This window comes from Lentzea kristufekii, from assembly GCF_033949925.1.
Lineage (GTDB): Bacteria > Actinomycetota > Actinomycetes > Mycobacteriales > Pseudonocardiaceae > Lentzea > Lentzea kristufekii.
The window spans coordinates 1-1856 of record NZ_JAXAVV010000072.1 but is presented as its reverse complement, the minus strand read 5'-3'; the positions used below and the strand labels follow the sequence as shown (position 1 = coordinate 1856).

The 1856-nt window shown below is 56.7% G+C and carries 1 rRNA gene; it reads left to right on the top strand.

Annotation, left to right across the window (positions count from 1 at the left end):
• Positions 1-1819, top strand: a 23S ribosomal RNA gene (locus SK571_RS46080); the annotation flags it as partial.
• Between the last annotated feature and the right edge of the window lie 37 nt (positions 1820-1856).

Below are 1856 nucleotides of genomic sequence, written 5' to 3'. Positions count from 1 at the left end.
GGATGGGTAGGGGAGCGTCGTGTAGCGGTTGAAGCGGCGGAGTAATCCAGCCGTGGACGCTATGCGAGTGAGAATGCAGGCATGAGTAGCGAAAGACGAGTGAGAAACTCGTCCGCCGGATGACCAAGGGTTCCTGGGCCAGGCTAATCCGCCCAGGGTAAGTCGGGACCTAAGGCGAGGCCGACAGGCGTAGTCGATGGACAACGGGTTGATATTCCCGTACCCGTGTGAACGCGCCCATGATGAACCTTGTGATACTAACCGCCCAAAGCACCTCCTGAAAGCCTTCGGGCCGATGGGGACTGTGGAGCGCGGGACCTGAACTTGTAGTAGTCAAGCGATGGGGTGACGCAGGAGGGTAGCTCCGCCAGTGAGTGGTAGTACTGGTGCAAGCGTGTAGGGCGAGTTGTAGGCAAATCCGCAACTCATTAAGCCTGAGACGTGATGCGTAGCCGATTGAGGCGAAGTAGAGTGATCCCATGCTGCCGAGAAAAGCCTCTAGCGAGCTTTCACGCGGCCCGTACCCCAAACCGACACAGGTGGTCAGGTAGAGAATACCAAGGCGATCGGGCGAACTGTGGTTAAGGAACTCGGCAAAATGCCCCCGTAACTTCGGGAGAAGGGGGGCCGTAGCGCTTGAAGCCTCTTGCAGGCTAGGGCGAGACGGCCGCAGAGACCAGCGAGAAGCGACTGTTTACTAAAAACACAGGTCCATGCGAAGTCGCAAGACGATGTATATGGACTGACGCCTGCCCGGTGCTGGAACGTTAAGGGGACCGGTTAGTCCGCAAGGGCGAAGCTGAGAACTTAAGCGCCAGTAAACGGCGGTGGTAACTATAACCATCCTAAGGTAGCGAAATTCCTTGTCGGGTAAGTTCCGACCTGCACGAATGGCGTAACGACTTCTCGACTGTCTCAACCGCAGGCCCGGCGAAATTGCATTACGAGTAAAGATGCTCGTTACGCGCGGCAGGACGGAAAGACCCCGGGACCTTTACTATAGCTTGGTATTGGTGTTCGATTCGGCTTGTGTAGGATAGGTGGGAGACTGTGAAGCGGCCACGCCAGTGGTTGTGGAGTCATCGTTGAAATACCACTCTGGTCGTATTGGATGTCTAACCTCGGTCCGTGATCCGGATCAGGGACAGTGCCTGGTGGGTAGTTTAACTGGGGCGGTTGCCTCCCAAAGAGTAACGGAGGCGCTCAAAGGTTCCCTCAGCCTGGTTGGCAATCAGGTGTTGAGTGCAAGTGCACAAGGGAGCTTGACTGTGAGACTGACGGGTCGAGCAGGGACGAAAGTCGGAACTAGTGATCCGGCCATGGCTTGTGGAAGCGTGGTCGCTCAACGGATAAAAGGTACCCCGGGGATAACAGGCTGATCTTCCCCAAGAGTCCATATCGACGGGATGGTTTGGCACCTCGATGTCGGCTCGTCGCATCCTGGGGCTGGAGTAGGTCCCAAGGGTTGGGCTGTTCGCCCATTAAAGCGGTACGCGAGCTGGGTTTAGAACGTCGTGAGACAGTTCGGTCCCTATCCGCCGCGCGCGTAGGATACTTGAGGAAGGCTGTCCCTAGTACGAGAGGACCGGGACGGACGGACCGCTGGTGTGCCAGTTGTTCTGCCAAGAGCATTGCTGGTTGGCTACGTTCGGAAGGGATAACCGCTGAAGGCATCTAAGCGGGAAGCTCGTTCCAAGATGAGGTATCCCACTCTTCGTGAGTTAAGGCCCCCAGCTAGACCACTGGGTTGATAGGCCAGAGGTGGAAGACCGGTAACGGTTGGAGCTGACTGGTACTAATAGGCCGAGGACTTGTTACAAAGACGCTACGCATCCACTGTGCGGTTCTGGAAGAAC